The organism is Mycobacterium sp. NPDC006124, assembly GCF_040614235.1.
Taxonomy (GTDB): domain Bacteria; phylum Actinomycetota; class Actinomycetes; order Mycobacteriales; family Mycobacteriaceae; genus Mycobacterium.
The window spans coordinates 106,519-124,979 of record NZ_JBEXUA010000005.1 but is presented as its reverse complement, the minus strand read 5'-3'; the positions used below and the strand labels follow the sequence as shown (position 1 = coordinate 124,979).

Sequence of the window (18,461 nt, the reverse complement as noted above, 5' to 3'; positions counted from 1 at the left end):
ACTTCACGTCGGCGGGCGCAGCGCGGCGAACTCGTCGGTGACCCGGTATCGGGCCTCGGTGAAGCGGTACATCGCGGCGGGCCGGCCGCCGCTTCGGCCCGACTTCGCGGTGCTCCCGGTCGCGACGATCACGCCGCGGCGGGCCAGGACGCGCTGCAGATTGGTGGCGTCGACCTGGTAGCCGAGCGCCGCGTCGTACACGTCCTTCAGCGTGGACAGCGCGAATTCCCTTGGCGCCAGGGCAAAACCGATGTTCGTGTAGGAGAGCTTCGCGATCAGCCTGGCGTGGGCGTGAGTGATCATCGGTCCGTGGTCGAACGCCGTCGGCGGCAACGCGTCCACGGGATGCCACCGGGTGTCGGGTGGCAGCTCGGGGGTGGCGGGGGAGGGCACCAGGCCGAGGAACGTCGAGGCGATGGTGCGGGGACCCGGCACGCGGGCGGGGTCGGAGAACACCGCGAGCTGTTCGAGATGGGCGACCTCGCGGAGGTCGACCTTCTCGGCGAGTTGACGACGCACCGAACTCGTCATGTCCTCGTCGTGTCGCAGCCCCCCTCCGGGAAGGGACCACGCCCCCCGCTCGGGTTCCATCGCCCGTTCCCACAGCAGCACGCTGAGCTGCGGACGAGGCGTCGCGAGCTGCCGAACTTGAAACACGACGGCGAGCACCTCGTGCGCGGTGTTAGTATTGGGCATGTTTTCGATCATAAGTCGAAAACCCCGTCAGGATCAAAGGAGCCGCCATGACGGTCACCGACCTCACCACTGAGTCACGCGGCGGCTGGACCGCGCGCATCACAAACGGTCCCGCCGGCTACGGCGGAGTTGTCGCCGACGAGGAGTGGGCGGCGGAGGTGCGGCGCCTCGCCGACCTGCGCAACGCCACCGTCCTCGCGCACAACTATCAGCTGCCCGCCATCCAGGACGTGGCCGACCACGTCGGGGACTCCTTGGCGCTGTCACGGATCGCCGCCGAGGCGCCCGAGGACACCATCGTGTTCTGCGGTGTGCACTTCATGGCCGAGACCGCGAAGATCCTCAGTCCCGAGAAGACCGTGCTGATCCCCGATCAACGCGCGGGGTGCTCGCTGGCCGACTCCATCACCGCCGACGATCTGCGGGCGTGGAAGGCCGAGTACCCCGACGCCGTGGTGGTGTCCTACGTCAACACCACGGCAGCGGTGAAGGCCCTCACCGACGTCTGCTGCACGTCGGCCAACGCGGTCGAGGTCGTCGCGTCCATCCCCGAGCACCGCGAGGTGCTGTTCTGCCCCGACCAGTTCCTCGGTGCGCACGTCCGCAGGGTCACCGGACGTACGAATCTGCACGTCTGGGCCGGCGAGTGCCACGTGCACGCCGGGATCAACGGCGACGAGCTCGCCGCCCAGGCCAAGGCCCACCCGGACGCCGAGCTGTTCGTGCACCCCGAATGCGGCTGCGCCACCTCGGCGCTGTACCTCGCAGGCGAGGGCGCCGTACCCGACGACCGGGTGAAGATCCTGTCGACCGGAGGCATGCTGGAGGCCGCCCGCCAGACCACCGCCCGCCAGGTCCTGGTGGCGACCGAAATCGGCATGCTGCACCAATTGCGCCGCGCCGCACCGGACGTCGACTTCCAGGCGGTCAACGACCGGGCGTCCTGCGGATACATGAAGATGATCACGCCGGCCGCGCTGATGCGGTGCCTGATGGAGGGCGCCGACGAGGTCCACGTCGACCCCGAGGTGGCGGCGGCGGGTCGACGCAGCGTGCAGCGGATGATCGAGATCGGTCAGCCCGGCGGCGGGGAATGACGGGCTGCGGCGGTTCCGGCCGCTGGCAGCAGCGGGCCGACGTCGTCGTCGTCGGCACCGGTGTCGCCGGACTGGCCGCGGCCCTGGCCGCGCACCGTAGCGGCAGCCGGGTCGTGGTGCTCAGCAAGGCATCTCGCGCCGAGGGTGCCACCGCGACGTTCTACGCCCAGGGCGGCATCGCCGTCGTGGTGCCGCGCACCGACGACAGCGTCGAGGCGCACGTCGCCGACACCGTCGCCGCGGGCGGCGGCCTGTGCGATCCGGTGGCGGTCACGTCGATCGTCGCCGACGGGCACTCCGCGGTGGCGGCACTGGTCGACGACGGCGCGCGATTCGACGAGTCCGCGCCGGGGCGATGGTCGCTGTCCCGCGAGGGCGGGCACTCCCGTCGCCGGATCGTCCATGCCGGCGGTGACGCCACCGGCGCCGAGGTGCAGCGCGCCCTCGACCAGGCCGCCCGCACGTTGGACGTCAGGCTCGATCACGTTGCGCTGCAGATCATTCACGATGGTGACGCCGTCACCGGGTTGCTCGTCCGCAATCGAGACGGCCTCGGCGTGATCCATGCCCCGTCGGTCATCATCGCCACCGGGGGACTCGGTCACCTGTACTCGGCGACGACCAATCCGGAGGGGTCGACGGGCGACGGCATCGCGCTCGCACTGTGGGCCGGACTGCCGGTGAGCGACGTCGAGTTCATCCAATTCCACCCGACGATGCTCTTCGACGGTCATGGCGGCGGCCGCCGACCGTTGATCACCGAGGCCCTGCGCGGCGAAGGTGCGGTACTCGTCGACTCCCGCGGGCAATCGGTGACGGCAGGCCTGCACCCGATGGGCGACCTCGCGCCGCGCGACGTGGTGGCCGCGGCCGTCGACGCACGCCTGTCCCAGACCGGTGACCCGTGCGTCTACCTCGACGCGCGCGGCGTCGCGGACTTCGCCCGCAGGTTCCCGACCGTCGACGCGGCCTGCCTCGCCGTTGGGGTCGACCCCACCGTCGCACTCATTCCGGTGGTCCCCGGAGCGCACTACAGCTGTGGCGGTGTCGTCACCGACGTGTGCGGGCGTACCGAGTTGCCGGGCCTCTTCGCCGCGGGCGAGGTGGCTCGCACGGGGATGCACGGCGCCAACCGACTGGCGTCGAACAGTCTGCTCGAGGGGTTGGTGGTCGGGCGCCGGGCCGGCTCGGCGGCCGCCGACCACGCCGCCGACGCGGGGTCGCCCCGCGCCGTCGTCGACCCCGTCGCCCGGGTGGCAGCCAACCGGGCTGAGCTCCAGGGCGCCATGAGTCGGCACGCCTCGGTGGTGCGAAACGCGGAGGGGTTGGCGCGAGTCGTCGAGCTCCTCGGCTCGGCCCAGCCCTCGAATCTCAACTCTCGCAACGACTTCGAGGATGCAGCGTTGACGGCTACCGCATCGGTGGTGGTCGCGGCGGCACAGGCCCGGCTGGAGTCCCGCGGGTGCCATCACCGCGCCGACCATCCCGACGTCGACCCGACACGTGCGGTCAGCGTCGACGTCCGACTCGACGCCGAGGTGTGTTGCTGATGAACCTCACCGGCGACGAACGCGACGACGCCAGGGCGGTCATCGCCCGCGGGCTGGCCGAGGACCTCCGCTACGGGCCCGACGTGACGTCACTGGCGACGGTCGCCGCCGACGCCACCACGACGGCCGCGATGACCACGCGGCAGAGTGGGGTCGCCGCCGGCGTCGACGTCGCACTGCTGGTTCTCGACGAGGTGCTCGGCGAGGGGGAGTACGACGTCCGCTCCCGTGTCGCGGACGGGACGCGAGTAGAGCCGGGCGAGGCCCTGCTGGTGCTCGAGGCGCCGACGCGGGGGCTGCTGACTGCCGAACGCACGATGCTGAACCTGGTGTGTCATCTGTCCGGCATCGCCAGCACCACGGCGGCCTGGGTGGAGGCGGTCGAGGGCACCGGGGCAAGGATCCGCGACACCCGCAAGACGCTGCCGGGTCTGCGGGTACTGCAGAAGTACGCGGTCCGCGTCGGTGGCGGGGTGAACCATCGGATGGGGCTCGGTGACGCGGCGCTGATCAAGGACAACCACGTCGCCGCCGCGGGGTCCGTGGTGGCGGCCCTGCACGCGGTCCGCCAGCTGGCGCCCGACGTGCCGGTCGAAGTCGAGGTCGACTCACTCGAACAGCTCGACCTGATCCTGAGCGAGGATCTCGGCGTCACGCCACTGGTTCTCCTGGACAACTTTCCCGTCTGGATGACGCAGATGGCCGTGCAGCGACGAGCGGCCACGGCGCCCGCGGTTTTGCTGGAGTCCTCGGGCAACTTGTCGTTGGACAATGCCGCCGCCTATGCCGGCACCGGCGTCGACTACCTGGCGGTGGGTGCGCTGACCCATTCGGTGCGGGTTTTGGACGTGGGCCTGGACCTCTAGCCGGCCAGCTAGGCTGCAGCCATGTCGACCACTCAGCCGCATTCCGCGTCACGCTCCACGCCTCCGTCGAGCCGCAGTGGGGCCGTCGCCGTCGTCGCGCTGGTGCTGGCGCTCGTCGCAGTCGGACTGTCGACGTGGACGGCGTTGCGGCACAACCCGACCGGCGCGGCCGAACCCACCTATACCGCTGCCCAGCAGAATGACGCCAAGACCGCCATTTGCTCGGCGACCGAGGTCGTGCGCAAGGGCGTGTCGCTCAACACCAACCTGCAGGGCCCCGGTGGCGAGGGTGACGTCACCGGCGCCTTGGCCGTGGCGGCCAACGCCCGGTTGTCACTGTCCGACGGTGGCCAATATCTGCTCACCCGTCTCGAGCCGGCAACGCCGACCGAGCTCGCCGACGCCGTGAAGCAGTTTGCCAATACACTCCTCGACATCGGCGCGGCGGCGACGGCCGGCGTATCCAACGGCGATCCGGCCCAGGCCGCTCGTCTGCGCACCGCGGACACCCAGAACACTGCGGTGACCGAACGCTGCAAGTAGCCTCAGCCCGCGCTGCCGGAACCCTTGCCGTCGGCACCCCTGTCGCCGGTCGAGGTGCCGCTGCCGCCGGCACCGCCCGTGCCGCCGGTGGCGGTTCCGGTCGTCGAGGTCGCCGAGCCGCCCGGACCGCCGTTGCCGCCCTTGCCCAGGGTGGTGGTCCCGCCGTGACCACCCGCGCCGCCGCGGCCGCCCGTGGTGCCCGTCGCGGAGCCGCCGGCCCCGCCGTCGCCACCCCGCCCGGCGACGCCCGAGCGACCACCGGTGCCGCCGGCCCCGCCGGTCGCGGTGCCACCGACGCTGTAGGCCACGCCGCCGTCACCGCCCGCGCCGCCGGTGCCCGAGATCAGGCCGCCGTTACCACCGTTGCCACCCTTGCCTGCCGTCGCGGGTCCGGTGGTGGCGATGCTCGGGGATCCCGTGCCGCCCTTGCCCCCGTTGCCGAACAGCCCGGCGTTGCCACCGTCACCCCCGAAACCACCGCGGGCGCCGGGTGCGCCGTCGCCGCCGTTGCCAAGGAGTAGGCCGCCGTTGCCGCCGTTCTGCCCCGGCAGCAGCCCCGGTCCGCCGTTGCCGATGAGGAGTCCGCCGTTCTGACCGGGTGCCCCGTTGGAGACGAAGACGGCGAAGACCGAACCCACGACGTCGCCGAGGGCCTGGTTCGGGGCGGCCGCGTTCGGCACGGCGGCCGACCGGACTGCCGGCGCCGCGTCGCCGACGGCTGGGGTGGCCGGGCCGGTCACGACCGCGGGGACGAACCTGTTCGGTCCCGTCGGCGTGACGTCGCGGCGGGAGAACTCCGCGGTGGCCGCGGGGGTGGCCGGTGCGGTGTCTGCGCCTCGTTCGGCGGTCCGGGCCGCGGCAGCCAGCACTGCGCTCGGCTGCGGGCCAGCCTGCACGTTGGCCTGCGCAAACGGCTGTGTCATTGCCAGAAGTGAGGGTACGTAGAACAGGGGTGGCGTGACGGTTCGACTGGGCTCGGGCGCTGCGGTCGGCACGACGGTCGGCACGGCGCCCGTGGTGGCCGTCAGTACCCCCGTGGCAATCACGGCCGTGAACAAGGACTTTCGCGTGGCAGTGCTCATCGCTGACCATCTCCTGGGTGGGGTAGCGGGCATCTCGATCAGAGGCCGCCCAGTCGGCGGAACCGTGGGCGTCGGATGGTGAACGTATGTTTACCAAACGCGGCGCGCGTTTGCCAGCTTCGACCCGAGCGTCAGTTTTGGTTCGTCAGGTCGTCGCGGTCCGACGCATCAGCGACAGCACGACGGCCGCGGTGGCGAACAGACCCGAGAACACCCGGTTGAGGATGGTCTGCTGGCGTGGGGTGTGCATCCACCGCACGAGTCGCACGGCGAGCCCGGTGTAGAGCCCCATCACGACCAGGTCGACGGCGACCATCGTCGCGCCGATGGCCACGTACTGCGGCAGCAGTGGCGCCGTGGGCACCACGAATTGCGGCAGGACCGCCAGGAAGAACACCAGGCTCTTGGGGTTGGTGGCGTTGACCAGGAAGCCTCGGGTCAGGAGCGCGAGCCGGCCGCCGTCACCTGCCGGTCCGATCTGGGCGCGCAGGTCGGTCTTCACCGAACGCCACTGTCGCACGGCGAGGTACACCAGATATGCCACGCCGATCCACTTCACGACGTTGAACGCGACGATCGACCCGGCCACCGCCGCACCGAGGCCCACCGCGACCAGCGCGAGTTGCAGCATCAGACCGGCCTCCATGCCGGCGATGCTCCAGTACCCGCGTCGCACCCCGTGAGTCATGCCGGTCGCCATCGCCTGGATGGCGCCCGCGCCGGGGGAGACGGCGATCAGAATGGCCGCGACGAGGAACGCGAGCCACATCTGCAGAGTCACGGCGACGGCGCGACGTCGGCGACGAAGGTGCCCTGGCGCTTGGCCAACATGCGGGGGATGCGCGGAAGCGTGACGTCGTCCGTGCCCACGGGCAGCACCCGCGGATTCACCAGGTGCAGGTCCTGGCGGCCGACGTGGATGTCGGCCGCACCGGCGGCGAGGACGTTCTTTACCCAGTTGGTCTTGCCGTGGACCAGCCCGATCGCCAGCACGTCGCCCTTGCGATAGGCGGTGACGATGGTCTCGTAGGCCTTGCCCGAGGTGCGACCACGATGCGAGATCACCGCGAACCCGGGCATCCGCTTCGACAGCGGCTTGAGCAGCGGGTTGACGTACTTGATCTGGAAGCGTTCCAGCCACACCGGGATGATCATCGGCACGCCGGGTGCGTGATTGGGGTGTTCTTCGCGCGAGGTGGACGGCGACATGGCGGCTCCCGGATTCTGATTTGTCTGCTCTGGGACAATAGACGGCGTGAACGAGTCGTCCGAGCTGATGTCCCGCATCGATCTGCGTGGCGAGCAGCTCTCCACCGCCCGGCTGCGTGCCGTGCTGCCACGCGGCGGAGTCGACGTCGACGCGGTCGTGCCGAAGGTGCGTCCGATCGTCGACGCGGTCGTCGCCCGCGGCGCCGAGGCCGCCCTCGAGTACGGCGAGTCCTTCGACGGCGTACGCCCCGAGACCGTGCGGGTGCCCGTGGCCGCCCTGGACTCGGCGCTCGCCAACCTCGACCCCGAGATCCGTACCGCCCTCGAGGTCGCCGTCGAGCGCGCCCGCGCCGTGCACTCGGATCAGCGCCGCAGCGACTCGACGACGACGCTGGCGCCCGGCGCCACGGTCACCGAACGCTGGGTCCCCGTCGAACGGGTGGGCCTCTACGTGCCCGGCGGCAACGCGGTCTATCCGTCCAGCGTCGTGATGAACGTCGTGCCCGCGCAGATCGCCGGGGTCGATTCCCTGGTCGTCGCGAGCCCGCCGCAGGCCGCGTTCGGAGGGCTGCCGCACCCGACCATCCTGGCCGCCGCGCGGCTGCTGGGCGTGGACGAGGTGTGGGCCGTCGGTGGTGCGCAGGGCGTCGCGCTGCTGGCCCACGGCGGCACCGACACCAACGGCGCCGAGTTGGCGCCGGTCGACATGATCACGGGCCCGGGCAACATCTACGTCACCGCCGCCAAGCGCATTTGTCGCTCACAGGTCGGGATCGACTCCGAGGCGGGGCCCACGGAGATCGCGATCCTCGCCGACCATTCCGCCGATCCGGTGCACGTCGCCGCCGACCTGATCAGTCAGGCCGAGCACGACGAGATGGCCGCCTCGGTCCTGGTGACCACCAGCACCGAACTGGCCGACGCCACCGACGCCGAGCTCACCAGGCAGCTGGCCACCACCGTGCACCGGGAGCGCGTGACCGCCGCCCTGTCCGGACGGCAGTCCGCCATCGTGCTGGTCGACGACGTCGACGCGGGTCTGCGGACCGTCGACGCGTACGCCGCCGAGCACCTGGAGATCCAGACGGTCGACGCGCCGGCGGTCGCGGCCCGGGTGCGCAACGCCGGTGCGGTGTTCGTCGGGCCCTGGTCGCCGGTCAGCCTCGGCGACTACTGCGCCGGGTCCAACCACGTGCTGCCCACCGCGGGATGCGCCCGGCACTCCAGCGGATTGTCGGTGCAGACGTTCCTGCGCGGCATCCACGTCGTCGACTACTCGGAGGCGGCCCTCAAGGACGTCGCGGGCTACGTCGTCACCCTGGCCAACGCCGAGAATCTGCCGGCGCACGGGGAGGCCGTCCGACGGAGGTTCGAGAAGTGAGCAAGATCAGCCTCGCCGACCTGCCGCTGCGCGACGACCTCCGGGGCAAGTCGCCCTATGGCGCACCGCAGCTGTCGGTTCCGGTGCGGCTCAACACCAACGAGAATCCGCACCCGCCGACGCAGGCGCTCGTCGACGACGTGGCGGCTTCGGTACGCGACGCCGCGAGCGAGCTGCACCGCTACCCCGACCGGGATGCGACGCTGTTGCGCTCGGACCTGGCGGAGTACCTGACCGCCCAGACCGGCGTCGCGCTGACGACGGCGAACCTGTGGGCGGCCAACGGGTCGAATGAGATTCTGCAGCAACTACTTCAGGCCTTCGGCGGTCCCGGCCGCAGTGCGCTGGGCTTCGTCCCGTCGTACTCGATGCACCCGATCATCTCCGACGGCACGCAGACGGAGTGGTTGCAGGCCAGCCGCTCCGAGGACTTCGGCCTCGACGTCGACGCCGCGGTCGCGGCAGTCACCGAGAAACGGCCCGACGTCGTCTTCCTCACCAGTCCCAACAACCCGTCGGGCCAGAGCATCGCGCTCGAGGACCTGCGCCGCGTGCTCGAGGTGGCCCCGGGGATCGTCATCGTCGACGAGGCCTACGGCGAATTCTCCTCCCAGCCCAGCGCGGTCGAGTTGCTCGCGGACTTCCCGGCCACGCTTGTCGTCAGCCGCACCATGAGCAAGGCGTTCGCGTTCGCGGGCGGTCGGCTGGGCTATCTGGTCGCCGATCCCGCCGTGGTCGACGCGTTGCTGTTGGTCCGACTGCCCTATCACCTGTCGTCGATCACCCAGGCGGCCGCGCGGGCGGCGCTGCGGCACGCCGACGACACGCTCGGCAGTGTGGCGCGGTTGATCGCCGAGCGCGATCGGACCTCGAAGGCGTTGACGGGCATGGGCTTTCGGGTCATCCCCAGCGACGCCAACTTCATCCTGTTCGGGCAGTTCGCCGACGCGCCTCGGGCCTGGAACCGATATCTGGAGGCGGGCGTGCTCATCCGCGACGTCGGGATCCCCGGCTACCTTCGTGCCACCACCGGCCTGGTCGAGGAGAACGATGCGCTGCTCGACGCCAGCGCCGGGCTCGTCGACTCAGAACTCACCACGTCCCCCGACAGCAGCCCAGTAGGAGCCCGATGACCACCCCGGCGGCACGCCGTGCCCGCGTCCAGCGCACGACCAAGGAATCCGACATCGTCGTCGAGCTGAACCTCGACGGCACCGGCCAGGTCGACATCGCCACCGGCGTCCCGTTCTACGACCACATGCTCACCTCGCTCGGCACGCACGCCAGCTTCGACCTGCTGGTGCACGCCACCGGCGACGTGGACATCGAGGCGCACCACACCGTCGAGGACTCGGCGATCGTGCTGGGCCAGGCCCTCGCCGAGGCGCTGGGCGACAAGAAGGGCATCCGTCGCTTCGGTGACGCCTTCATCCCGATGGACGAGACGTTGGCGCACGCGTCGGTCGACGTGTCCGGCCGGCCGTACTGCGTGCACACCGGCGAGCCCGACTACATGGTGCACAGCACGATCGCGGGTAGCTCGGTGCCGTACCACACCGTCATCAACCGGCACGTCTTCGAGTCGCTGGCGATGAACGCCCGGATCGCATTGCACGTGCGCACGCTCTACGGCCGCGATCCGCACCACATCACCGAAGCCCAGTACAAGGCGGTGGCTCGTGCCCTGCGCCAGGCCGTCGAGCCCGACCCACGGGTGACGGGCGTGCCGTCCACGAAGGGGAGTTTGTGACGACGAAAGTCGTTGTCCTCGATTACGGTTCGGGCAATCTGCGCTCGGCTCAACGGGCCCTGGAACGCACGGGTGCCGAGGTCGAGGTGACGGCGGATCCCGCCGCGGCGGCCGCCGCCGACGGACTCGTCGTCCCAGGGGTCGGGGCCTACGAGGCCTGCATGACCGGGTTGCGCGGCGTCCGCGGCGATGCGATCGTCGCCGACCGCCTGGCCAAGGGCCACCCGGTGCTGGGCATCTGCGTCGGCATGCAGATCCTCTTCAGCCGCGGGGTCGAGTTCGGCGTCGAGAGTGTCGGCTGCGGTCAGTGGCCCGGGTCGGTGGTGCGACTCGACGCACCGGTGGTTCCGCACATGGGGTGGAACGTCGTCGAGGCCCCGTCGGACAGCACGCTCTTCGCCGGCCTCGACGCCGACACCCGGTTCTACTTCGTGCACTCCTATGCCGCCCAGAAGTGGGAAGGCGATCCGAGTGCGCGACTGACGTGGGCCACGCACCACGTACCCTTCCTGGCTGCAGTGGAGGACGGCGCGCTGTGCGCCACGCAATTTCATCCGGAGAAGAGCGGCGACGCAGGCGCGACGCTGCTCGCCAATTGGGTCGAGGGGCTCTCGTGACACACGCACCACTGATTCTTCTGCCTGCGGTCGACGTCGTCGACGGCAAGGCGGTCCGCCTGGTGCAGGGCGTGGCGGGTAGCGAGACCGACTACGGTTCCGCCCTCGACGCGGCGATGCAGTGGCAGACCGACGGTGCCGAGTGGATCCACCTCGTCGACCTCGACGCGGCGTTCGGCCGGGGATCCAACCGGGAACTGCTCGCCGAGGTCATCGCGAAACTCGACGTCGCCGTCGAACTCTCCGGAGGCATCCGCGACGACGAGTCGCTGACCGCTGCGCTCGCCGCGGGTTGCGCCCGGGTCAACCTCGGTACGGCTGCGCTGGAGAACCCGCAGTGGTGCGCACGGGTGATGGCCGATCACGGCGACAAGGTCGCCGTCGGCCTCGACGTCAAGCTCGAGGACGGTCGTTATCGGCTTCGTGGCCGCGGCTGGGAGACCGACGGTGGCGACCTGTGGCCGGTGCTGGAGCGGCTCGACGCCGAGGGCTGCTCGCGTTTCGTCGTCACCGACGTCACCAAGGACGGCACGCTCAACGGTCCGAACCTGGAACTGCTGGCCGGAGTCGCCGAGCGCACCGACGCGCCCGTCATCGCCTCCGGCGGCGTGTCGAGCCTGGAGGACCTGCGCGCCATCGCCACGCTGACGAGCGTCGGCGTCGAGGGCGCGATCGTCGGAAAGGCGCTCTACGCCGGACGTTTCACCCTTCCCGAGGCACTCGCCGCGGTGAGTCGGTAGACCGGGATGGCACTGGACGACGCCGACGTCAGGGGACTCGTCGCCGAGGCGTCGGTGATCCTCGACGCCGCCGCCAAGCCCTTCGTCGCCGGCCACGGGGCGCAGTCCGCGGTCAAGAAGAAGGGCAACGACTTCGCGACCGAGGTCGACCTGGCCATCGAGCGCCAGGTCGTCACGGCGCTGGAGACGGCCACCGGCATCGGGGTGCACGGCGAGGAGTTCGGTGGCGCGCCGATCGACTCGCACCTGGTGTGGGTGCTCGACCCGATCGACGGGACGTTCAACTACGCCGCCGGGTTGCCGACGGCCGCCATTCTCCTGGGCTTGCTGCGCGACGGGGTGCCGATCGCCGGCCTCACCTGGCTGCCGTTCAACGACGTTCGCTACACCGCCGTGGTGGGAGACCCGTTGTACGCCAACGGTGTTGCCCAACCTGCGCTGAAGAACGCGGAGCTGAAGGATTCCATCGTCGGCGTCGGCACGTTCAACGTCGACTCCCGCGGCGCGTTCCCCGGCCGCTATCGGGTGGCATTCCTCGAACAGTTGAGCCGCAGGTGCTCCCGCATCCGCATGCATGGTTCGACGGGAATCGACCTGGCCTACACCGGCGCCGGAGTACTGGGCGGGGCCATCAGCTTCGGTCACCACGTGTGGGACCACGCAGCCGGGGTTGCCCTGGTTCGCGCCGCCGGTGGCGTCGTCACCGATCTCGCCGGTGAGGACTGGACGCCGACCTCGCAGTCGGCCCTGGCCGGGGTGCCCAGCGTGCACGCCCGGATCTTGGAGATCGCCGCCGCGGTCGGTTCACCGGGGGAGTACTGACCATGGACGTCGCAGTGCGCGTCATCCCGTGTCTGGACGTCGACGCCGGCCGGGTGGTCAAGGGCGTCAACTTCGAGAACCTCAGGGACGCAGGTGATCCGGTCGAGCTCGCCGCGGTCTACGACGCGGAGGGGGCCGACGAGCTCACGTTCCTCGACGTGACGGCGTCCTCGGCGGGTCGCTCGACGATGCTCGACGTGGTCCGGCGCACGGCCGAGCAGGTGTTCATTCCACTGACCGTCGGCGGGGGAGTGCGCTCGGTCGCCGACGTCGACGTGTTGCTGCGCGCCGGCGCCGACAAGGTGTCGGTCAACACCGCGGCGATCGCCCGGCCCGAACTGCTGGCCGAGTTGTCGCGGCAGTTCGGCTCGCAGTGCATCGTGCTCTCCGTCGACGCCCGCACCGTGCCGGCGGGTTCGCAACCCACGCCCTCGGGCTGGGAGGTCACCACCCACGGCGGGCGCCGCGGCACGGGGATCGACGCCGTCGAATGGGCCCGTCGCGGCGCCGAACTCGGCGTCGGCGAGATCCTGCTCAACTCGATGGACGCCGACGGCACGAAGGCGGGTTTCGACCTGGCGATGCTGCGGGCGGTCCGTGCGGCGGTGACCGTTCCGGTGATCGCCAGTGGTGGGGCGGGCGCGGTGGAGCATTTCGCGCCCGCGGTTCAGGCCGGTGCGGATGCGGTGTTGGCCGCCACCATCTTTCACTTCAAGGAGCTGACCATCGGTCAGGTGAAGGCGGCCATGGCCGCGGAGGGAATCGTGGTGAGGTGACGACACTCGACCCGGCCATCGCCAGCCGCCTCAAGCGCGACGCCAACGGTTTGTTCGCCGCGGTGGCCCAGGAGCGGGGCACCGGGGACGTACTCATGGTGGCGTGGATGGACGACGACGCGCTGGCCCAGACCCTGGCCACCCGCAAGGCGACCTACTACTCGCGCTCGCGCGGCGAACAGTGGGTCAAGGGCGAGACCTCCGGTCACACCCAGTTCGTGCACTCGGTGCGGCTGGACTGCGACGGCGACACCGTGCTGCTGGAAGTCGACCAGGTCGGCGCGGCGTGTCACACCGGCGCGCACACCTGCTTCGACGCCGACCAGCTCCTGACGCCCGAGGGCTAGGGGCTAGCTGCGGTCGTCGGGCCGGACCATGTCGAACATCGCCTCCGGGCCGATCTCGGCGTACGCCGCGGGTCCGCCGGCGCGCAGGATCGGTCGCGCCTTCGCGGTGTCGTAGACGCCGTCGACCAGCAGGTGCCGGTCGATGTGCGCGGCGACGACCTGGCCGAGCACCAGCCACGTCGGAACGTCCTCGCCGTCGACGTCGTGCAACCGAATTAGTTGGGTGAGGCGGCATTCGAAGTTGACGGGGCTCTCCAGCACGCGCGGCGGCGTGATCGTCGACGACGGGACGGCCGTCAAGTCGCCCACGGTGAACTCGTCGCGGTCGGCGGGGATCGACGCCGAGGTCTCGTTCATCTGCCGGGCGAGCGGTGCGGTGGCCAGATTCCAGACGAATTCGCCGGTGGCCTCGACGTTGGCGACGGTGTCCTTCCAGCCGATCGAGGAGAACCCGATGATGGCCGGCCGGTAATTGAACGCGTTGAAGAAGCTGTAGGGCGCCAGGTTGAACACGCCGTCGGCGCTGACCGAGGAGATCCAGCCGATGGGCCGGGGCCCGATGATGGCGTTGAGCGGGTCGTGCGGAAGTCCCGTGCCCTCGGCGGTTCGGTAGTGGTGCGCATCGTGTCGGGCCATCGTGGTCAGACCTCCATCCGGGTTGCCTTGGCGCGGGCGGTCCACCGGCCGTCGTGGTAGCCGACCTCGACGGGGTGCGAGAAGGCCGCCGTGACGGTGTCGGTGGTGATCGTCTCCCGGGCCGGGCCGCTGGCCACGGTCCGGCCCTCGGCGATCAAGAGGGCATGTGTCGTCGTCGTGGGCAGTTCCTCGAGGTGATGGGTCACCAGAATCGATGCGACGTCGGGATGGGCGTGGCCCAGTGAGTCGACCGTCTCCAGGAGTTGCTCGCGGGCGGCGACGTCCAACCCGGTGGACGGCTCGTCGAGCAGCAGCAGCCGCGGACCCGAGATCAACGCCCGCGCGATCAGAGTCCGCCCGCGCTCACCCTGGGACAGGGTGGGCCACAAGCCCTCCGCGATGCGCGTCAGCCCTACGGTCTCGATCATGGCCTCGGCGCGCTCGAGTTCGTCGTCGGTGGGCGTCCAGCGCAGCGGCAAGTCGTTGGTGCCGGTGATGCCGGTGAGCACCACCTCGCGAACGGTTCTGGGGTGCTGCAGTCGGTGACGCGGGTTGACGTGGCCGATGTGGCGTCGCAACGCCGCCAGATCGGTGCGGCCCATCTGCTCGCCGAGGATGCGGACGGTGCCCGAACTGGGGAAGGTGATGGCGCCGCAGAAGCCCAGCAGCGTGCTCTTGCCCGCGCCGTTGGGACCCAGCAGCGCCCAGTGCTCGCCCTCGTCGACGGTCAGCGAGATGCCGTCGACGATCTGCTTTCCGTCGCGGCGGAACGTGACGTCGTCAAGTTGGAGAACGGGTTTCACCGGGAACGCAGCACCTCGAGTGCCTTGTCCGCGTGGCTGTCCATGCTGATCTCGCTGGCGATCACGTCGAGCACCCTGCGGTCGGTGTCGATGACGAACGTGGTGCGCTTGACCGGCATCAGCTTGCCGAGCAGGCCACGCTTGACGCCGAACTGAGTCGCCACGGCGCCGTCGACGTCCGAGAGCAGCGGATAGTCGAACTTCTGCTCTTGCGCGAACTTGGCCTGCTTGTCCACGGCGTCGGTGGAGATGCCGACGCGGCTGGCACCCACGGAGGTGAACTCCGCAGCCAGGTCGCGGAAGTGGCAGGCCTCCTTGGTGCACCCCGGGGTCATCGCCGCCGGATAGAAGAACAGCACGATCGGGCCGTCGGCGAGCAGGCTCGTCAGACTGCGAACGGTGCCGTTCTGATCGGGAAGTTCGAATTCATCGACCACGTCACCACGCTTCATGGCCGCCTACGCTACGCCCGCCCGGTCGACGCCGTCTGGGAGGATTGTCCCGTGCTCGCTCATGCCGACCTGGCCACCACCACCTCACGCGAGGACTTCCGGGCGCTGGCCGCGGATCACCGCGTGGTCCCCGTGACGCGAAAGGTGCTCGCGGACAGCGAGACGCCGTTGTCCGCGTATCGCAAGCTCGCCGCCAATCGCCCCGGCACGTTCCTGCTCGAGTCGGCCGAGAACGGGCGGTCCTGGTCTCGATGGTCGTTCATCGGCGCCGGCGCCCCGTCCGCGCTGACGGTCCGCGACGACCGCGCGGTGTGGCTCGGGGTCACCCCGCAGGGCGCTCCCACCGGCGGCGACCCGCTGGAGGCCCTGCGCAGCACCCTCGAGGTGCTGTCCACCGCGACGCTGCCCGGGCTTCCGCCGCTGTCGAGCGGGCTGGTCGGCTTCTTCGCCTACGACATGGTGCGACGGCTGGAGCGCTTGCCCGCACTCGCCGTCGACGATCTGGCGCTACCCGACATGCTGCTGCTGTTGGCCACCGACATCGCCGCCGTGGACCACCACGAGGGCACCATCACCCTGATCGCCAACGCGGTGAACTGGAACGGCACCGACGAACGGGTCGACGAGGCCTACGACGACGCCGTGCGGCGGCTCGACGTGATGACCACCGCCCTCGGCGAACCCCTGTCGTCTGCGGTCGCGACCTTCAGCCGACCCGTGCCCGAGCACCGTGCGCAGCGCACCGTCGAGGAGTACTCGGCGATCGTGGAGAAGCTCGTCGGGGACATCGAGGCGGGCGAGGCCTTCCAGGTGGTGCCGTCGCAGCGCTTCGAGATGGACACTGCCGCCGACCCCATCGACGTCTACCGGATGCTGCGCGCAACCAACCCCAGCCCGTACATGTACCTGCTGAACGTACCGAATGCCGAAGGTGGACTCGACTTCTCGGTCGTGGGATCCAGCCCGGAGGCGTTGGTCACCGTGCAGGACGGCAAGGCGACGACGCACCCGATCGCGGGCACCCGCTGGCGGGGCGCCGACGAGGAGGAAGACGTCCTGCTCGAGAAGGAACTCCTCGCCGACGAGAAGGAGCGCGCCGAGCACCTGATGCTGGTCGACCTCGGGCGCAACGACCTTGGCCGGGTCTGCGTGCCGGGCACCGTGCGGGTCGAGGACTACAGCCACATCGAGCGCTACAGCCACGTGATGCACCTGGTGTCGACGGTGACCGGTCGTCTCGCGGAGGGCAAGACCGCCCTGGACGCGGTGACCGCGTGCTTCCCGGCGGGGACGCTGTCTGGCGCCCCGAAGGTGCGGGCGATGGAACTGATCGAAGAGGTGGAGAAGACGCGTCGCGGTCTCTACGGCGGCGTGCTCGGGTATCTCGACTTCGCCGGCAACGCCGACTTCGCGATCGCCATCCGGACCGCCCTCATGCGTGACGGCACGGCGTACGTGCAAGCCGGTGGCGGGGTCGTCGCCGACTCCAACGGCCCGTACGAGTTCAACGAGGCCGCCAGCAAGGCCCGCGCGGTTCTGAACGCCATCGCTGCGGCGGAAACCCTGACGACGCCGTGACCCGCATCGCGCAGCTTCTGCTGGTGGCGTCGGCGCTGGCGCTGTGGGTGGCGTCGCGGATGTCGTGGGTGGACGTGACCTCGTTCGACGGTCTCGGTCAGCCCAAGTCGACGACGCTCGACGGAGCCACCTGGTCGACGGCCCTGGTGCCGCTGGCGCTGGTCGCGCTGGCGGCGGCCGTGGCCGTCCTGGCGGTGCGCGGTTGGGTGCTGAGACTGGTCGGGGTCCTGGTCGCGGTGGCGACGGTCGGGATGGGCTACCTGGGCATCGGCCTGTGGGTCGTGCCCGACGTCGCGGCCCGCGCCGCCGATCTGGCGCAGATTCCGGTGACCGCGCTGATCGACACCCAGCGCCACCACGCCGGGGCGGTCCTGACGCTGGTGGCCGCCGTGTGCGCGCTCACCGGTGCCGTGCTGCTGGTCCGGTCGGCGGCCACGGCCAAGACGGGAACGAAGGATCCTGGCAAGTACCTGGCTCCGGCGGCGAAGCGCGAGGCTGCGCGCCAGGAATCGCCAGAGGACGGAATGTCGGAACGAATGATCTGGGATGCCCTCGACGACGGTCGCGACCCGACCACGGATTCGCCGCCGAAGGATGACGAGGGGCGGTGACGGCCCGTGCGGCGCTGGCGACTACCCTTCGTGGAAGTGATTATTTGGGTACTTCCGGAGGGCGTGAAGGGGAGCGACGGCTGATGAGTTCGGGGACCGTGCTCGACTCCATCATCGAGGGAGTTCGTGCCGACGCGGCCGCGCGCGAGGCCGTCGTGAGCTTCGCCGACGTGAAGCAGCGAGCCAAGGACGCCCGCCCAGCGCTGGACGTGTTGGCGGCGTTGCGCGCCGACGGCATCGGCGTCATCGCCGAGGTCAAGCGGGCCAGCCCGTCGCGTGGCGCGCTGGCCAACATCGCCGATCCGGCCCAACTGGCTCGCGCGTATCAGGACGGTGGCGCCCGCGTCATCAGCGTCCTGACCGAGGAGCGCCGGTTCCACGGTTCGCTCGACGACCTGGACGCCGTGCGCGCGGCGGTGACGATCCCCGTGCTGCGCAAGGACTTCATCGTCGGGCCCTACCAAATCCACGAGGCGCGCGCCCACGGCGCCGACATGCTGCTGCTGATCGTCGCGGCGCTCGAGCAATCGGCCCTGGTGTCGATGATCGACCGCACCGAGTCCCTCGGCATGACCGCGCTCGTCGAGGTGCACACCGAGGAAGAGGCCGACCGGGCTCTGCAGGCCGGCGCTCGCGTCATCGGGGTCAACGCCCGTGACCTCAAGACCCTCGAGGTGGACCGGGACTGCTTCGCGCGGATCGCCCCCGGGTTGCCGTCCAACGTCATCCGCATCGCCGAGTCCGGCGTCCGGGGTACCGCGGATCTGCTCGCGTACGCCGGTGCCGGCGCCGATGCCGTCCTCGTCGGGGAGGGCCTGGTCACCAGCGGTGACCCTCGCAGTGCCGTCGCCGACCTCGTCACCGCAGGCACGCATCCGTCCTGCCCGAAACCGTCGCGCTGAACT

22 protein-coding genes are annotated in these 18,461 nt (G+C 70.4%); 15 read left to right on the top strand and 7 right to left on the bottom strand.

Annotated elements, in window-relative coordinates; all coding sequences use genetic code 11:
• Positions 1-3 precede the first annotated feature (3 nt).
• Complete coding sequence (locus ABZ195_RS12640; protein ID WP_355218078.1) at positions 4-696, bottom strand: NUDIX domain-containing protein; 693 nt, start codon at positions 694-696, stop codon at positions 4-6.
• Positions 697-743: 47 nt separating this feature from the next.
• On the opposite strand from ABZ195_RS12640, the gene nadA reads away from it, so the two are divergent.
• From nadA to ABZ195_RS12620, 4 genes are read left to right on the top strand one after another with little or no spacing between them, the layout of a single operon-like run.
• Complete coding sequence (gene nadA / locus ABZ195_RS12635) at positions 744-1,793, top strand: quinolinate synthase NadA (RefSeq protein WP_355218076.1); 1,050 nt, start codon at positions 744-746, stop codon at positions 1,791-1,793.
• Complete coding sequence (locus ABZ195_RS12630; protein ID WP_355218075.1) at positions 1,790-3,343, top strand: L-aspartate oxidase; 1,554 nt, start codon at positions 1,790-1,792, stop codon at positions 3,341-3,343. The genes nadA and ABZ195_RS12630 overlap by 4 nt, the downstream gene beginning before the upstream one ends.
• The gene (gene nadC, locus ABZ195_RS12625) at positions 3,343-4,209 is read left to right on the top strand and encodes a carboxylating nicotinate-nucleotide diphosphorylase (RefSeq protein ID WP_355218073.1); all 867 of its coding nucleotides are present in this window, start codon (positions 3,343-3,345) and stop codon (positions 4,207-4,209) included. Before ABZ195_RS12630 ends, nadC begins: the two co-directional genes overlap by 1 nt.
• Before the next feature lie 21 nt (positions 4,210-4,230).
• Positions 4,231-4,752, top strand: a complete 522-nt coding sequence (locus ABZ195_RS12620; RefSeq protein WP_355218072.1) for a hypothetical protein — start codon at positions 4,231-4,233, stop codon at positions 4,750-4,752.
• A 2-nt stretch (positions 4,753-4,754) separates the two neighbouring features.
• Here ABZ195_RS12620 and ABZ195_RS12615 read toward each other — a convergent pair whose 3' ends face one another.
• The 3 genes from ABZ195_RS12615 to ABZ195_RS12605 form a co-directional block, all read right to left on the bottom strand.
• Positions 4,755-5,834, bottom strand: a complete 1,080-nt coding sequence (locus ABZ195_RS12615) for a hypothetical protein (protein ID WP_355218070.1) — start codon at positions 5,832-5,834, stop codon at positions 4,755-4,757.
• A gap of 145 nt (positions 5,835-5,979) precedes the next feature.
• On the bottom strand, positions 5,980-6,615 hold the full coding sequence (locus ABZ195_RS12610; protein ID WP_355218068.1) for a LysE family transporter: 636 nt from the start codon (positions 6,613-6,615) through the stop codon (positions 5,980-5,982).
• Positions 6,612-7,043, bottom strand: a complete 432-nt coding sequence (locus ABZ195_RS12605) for a nitroreductase family deazaflavin-dependent oxidoreductase (protein WP_355218066.1) — start codon at positions 7,041-7,043, stop codon at positions 6,612-6,614. Before ABZ195_RS12605 ends, ABZ195_RS12610 begins: the two co-directional genes overlap by 4 nt.
• 64 nt (positions 7,044-7,107) lie before the next feature.
• On the opposite strand from ABZ195_RS12605, the gene hisD reads away from it, so the two are divergent.
• The 8 genes from hisD to hisI are packed head-to-tail and all read left to right on the top strand — an operon-like array spanning position 7,108 to position 13,476.
• Positions 7,108-8,424: a histidinol dehydrogenase gene (gene hisD, locus ABZ195_RS12600; protein ID WP_355218536.1), complete on the top strand. Its 1,317-nt coding sequence runs from the start codon at positions 7,108-7,110 to the stop codon at positions 8,422-8,424.
• Positions 8,421-9,557 carry a histidinol-phosphate transaminase gene (locus ABZ195_RS12595; protein WP_355218065.1) on the top strand — a complete coding sequence of 379 codons (1,137 nt, stop codon included), beginning with the start codon at positions 8,421-8,423 and terminating at the stop codon, positions 9,555-9,557. The genes hisD and ABZ195_RS12595 overlap by 4 nt, the downstream gene beginning before the upstream one ends.
• Positions 9,554-10,174, top strand: coding sequence for an imidazoleglycerol-phosphate dehydratase HisB (hisB, locus tag ABZ195_RS12590; RefSeq protein WP_355218063.1), 621 nt, complete (start codon positions 9,554-9,556; stop codon positions 10,172-10,174). The genes ABZ195_RS12595 and hisB overlap by 4 nt, the downstream gene beginning before the upstream one ends.
• Positions 10,171-10,791, top strand: coding sequence for an imidazole glycerol phosphate synthase subunit HisH (gene hisH / locus ABZ195_RS12585; RefSeq protein WP_355218061.1), 621 nt, complete (start codon positions 10,171-10,173; stop codon positions 10,789-10,791). The genes hisB and hisH overlap by 4 nt, the downstream gene beginning before the upstream one ends.
• Positions 10,788-11,531: a bifunctional 1-(5-phosphoribosyl)-5-((5-phosphoribosylamino)methylideneamino)imidazole-4-carboxamide isomerase/phosphoribosylanthranilate isomerase PriA gene (gene priA / locus ABZ195_RS12580; protein WP_355218059.1), complete on the top strand. Its 744-nt coding sequence runs from the start codon at positions 10,788-10,790 to the stop codon at positions 11,529-11,531. Before hisH ends, priA begins: the two co-directional genes overlap by 4 nt.
• Positions 11,532-11,537: 6 nt before the next feature.
• Complete coding sequence (locus ABZ195_RS12575; RefSeq protein WP_355218058.1) at positions 11,538-12,353, top strand: inositol monophosphatase family protein; 816 nt, start codon at positions 11,538-11,540, stop codon at positions 12,351-12,353.
• A 2-nt stretch (positions 12,354-12,355) separates the two neighbouring features.
• Entirely contained in the window at positions 12,356-13,129 is a 774-nt protein-coding gene (gene hisF / locus ABZ195_RS12570) for an imidazole glycerol phosphate synthase subunit HisF (RefSeq protein ID WP_355218056.1), read from the top strand.
• Positions 13,126-13,476 (top strand): phosphoribosyl-AMP cyclohydrolase, encoded by a 351-nt coding sequence (gene hisI / locus ABZ195_RS12565; RefSeq protein ID WP_355218054.1) that lies wholly within the window; start codon positions 13,126-13,128, stop codon positions 13,474-13,476. The genes hisF and hisI overlap by 4 nt, the downstream gene beginning before the upstream one ends.
• Before the next feature lie 3 nt (positions 13,477-13,479).
• Here hisI and ABZ195_RS12560 read toward each other — a convergent pair whose 3' ends face one another.
• From ABZ195_RS12560 to ABZ195_RS12550, 3 genes are read right to left on the bottom strand one after another with little or no spacing between them, the layout of a single operon-like run.
• A complete protein-coding gene (locus ABZ195_RS12560; RefSeq protein ID WP_355218052.1) occupies positions 13,480-14,112 on the bottom strand; it encodes a flavin reductase family protein in 633 nt (210 codons plus the stop codon).
• 5 nt (positions 14,113-14,117) lie between these two features.
• Positions 14,118-14,915, bottom strand: coding sequence for an ATP-binding cassette domain-containing protein (locus ABZ195_RS12555; RefSeq protein ID WP_355218050.1), 798 nt, complete (start codon positions 14,913-14,915; stop codon positions 14,118-14,120).
• Positions 14,912-15,367, bottom strand: a complete 456-nt coding sequence (locus tag ABZ195_RS12550) for a peroxiredoxin (protein ID WP_355218048.1) — start codon at positions 15,365-15,367, stop codon at positions 14,912-14,914. The genes ABZ195_RS12555 and ABZ195_RS12550 overlap by 4 nt, the downstream gene beginning before the upstream one ends.
• Before the next feature lie 51 nt (positions 15,368-15,418).
• Here ABZ195_RS12550 and ABZ195_RS12545 point away from each other — a divergent pair, with 51 nt between their 5' ends.
• From ABZ195_RS12545 to trpC, 3 genes are all read left to right on the top strand, one after another.
• Positions 15,419-16,945: an anthranilate synthase component I gene (locus ABZ195_RS12545; RefSeq protein ID WP_355218046.1), complete on the top strand. Its 1,527-nt coding sequence runs from the start codon at positions 15,419-15,421 to the stop codon at positions 16,943-16,945.
• Positions 16,942-17,556: a TIGR02234 family membrane protein gene (locus tag ABZ195_RS12540; protein ID WP_355218044.1), complete on the top strand. Its 615-nt coding sequence runs from the start codon at positions 16,942-16,944 to the stop codon at positions 17,554-17,556. Before ABZ195_RS12545 ends, ABZ195_RS12540 begins: the two co-directional genes overlap by 4 nt.
• An 83-nt stretch (positions 17,557-17,639) precedes the next feature.
• Positions 17,640-18,458: an indole-3-glycerol phosphate synthase TrpC gene (gene trpC, locus ABZ195_RS12535; protein WP_355218042.1), complete on the top strand. Its 819-nt coding sequence runs from the start codon at positions 17,640-17,642 to the stop codon at positions 18,456-18,458.
• Positions 18,459-18,461 lie beyond the last annotated feature (3 nt).

Bases quoted from the DNA above. Each gene is read 5' to 3' on its own strand.
- ABZ195_RS12640 (WP_355218078.1), bottom strand. From the start codon at position 696: ATGCCCAATACTAACACCGCGCACGAGGTGCTCGCCGTCGTGTTTCAA.
- nadA (WP_355218076.1), top strand. From the start codon at position 744: ATGACGGTCACCGACCTCACCACTGAGTCACGCGGCGGCTGGACCGCG.
- ABZ195_RS12630 (WP_355218075.1), top strand. From the start codon at position 1,790: ATGACGGGCTGCGGCGGTTCCGGCCGCTGGCAGCAGCGGGCCGACGTC.
- nadC (WP_355218073.1), top strand. From the start codon at position 3,343: ATGAACCTCACCGGCGACGAACGCGACGACGCCAGGGCGGTCATCGCC.
- ABZ195_RS12620 (WP_355218072.1), top strand. From the start codon at position 4,231: ATGTCGACCACTCAGCCGCATTCCGCGTCACGCTCCACGCCTCCGTCG.
- ABZ195_RS12615 (WP_355218070.1), bottom strand. From the start codon at position 5,834: ATGAGCACTGCCACGCGAAAGTCCTTGTTCACGGCCGTGATTGCCACG.
- ABZ195_RS12605 (WP_355218066.1), bottom strand. From the start codon at position 7,043: ATGTCGCCGTCCACCTCGCGCGAAGAACACCCCAATCACGCACCCGGC.
- hisB (WP_355218063.1), top strand. From the start codon at position 9,554: ATGACCACCCCGGCGGCACGCCGTGCCCGCGTCCAGCGCACGACCAAG.
- ABZ195_RS12575 (WP_355218058.1), top strand. From the start codon at position 11,538: ATGGCACTGGACGACGCCGACGTCAGGGGACTCGTCGCCGAGGCGTCG.
- hisF (WP_355218056.1), top strand. From the start codon at position 12,356: ATGGACGTCGCAGTGCGCGTCATCCCGTGTCTGGACGTCGACGCCGGC.
- ABZ195_RS12560 (WP_355218052.1), bottom strand. From the start codon at position 14,112: ATGGCCCGACACGATGCGCACCACTACCGAACCGCCGAGGGCACGGGA.
- ABZ195_RS12550 (WP_355218048.1), bottom strand. From the start codon at position 15,367: ATGAAGCGTGGTGACGTGGTCGATGAATTCGAACTTCCCGATCAGAAC.
- trpC (WP_355218042.1), top strand. From the start codon at position 17,640: ATGAGTTCGGGGACCGTGCTCGACTCCATCATCGAGGGAGTTCGTGCC.